This is a genomic window from Stenotrophomonas sp. SrG, from assembly GCF_050031795.1.
Classification (GTDB): domain Bacteria; phylum Pseudomonadota; class Gammaproteobacteria; order Xanthomonadales; family Xanthomonadaceae; genus Stenotrophomonas; species Stenotrophomonas rhizophila_A.
Window position 1 is genome coordinate 1 of sequence record NZ_JBNBBE010001695.1, and the last position, 231, is coordinate 231.

Below are 231 nucleotides of genomic sequence, written 5' to 3' on the forward strand. Positions count from 1 at the left end.
TCTCTGCACCGCCGCCTCGGTCGAGATCTAGCGGGTGTTGATCGGCGGGTTGCAGTTGGTGCGGGTGGCGTCGCAGCCGGATGGGATGGCGCCGGCCTAGCTCACTTCCTGCACGATGTCCAGGAACACCACGCCATAGCGTGTGATGCGCGGACGCAACTTCAGGATCACGCCTGTGTCCATGTACTGCACCTGGCTGTAGGTGTTGTCGCCTAACACGCCGGTGTTGAC

1 pseudogene is annotated in these 231 nt (G+C 62.8%); it reads right to left on the minus strand.

The annotated features are described in order from the left end of the window. Positions 1 to 30 precede the first annotated feature (30 nt). Positions 31 to 231: pseudogene (locus ACQG3P_RS25135) on the minus strand (hypothetical protein); the annotation flags it as partial.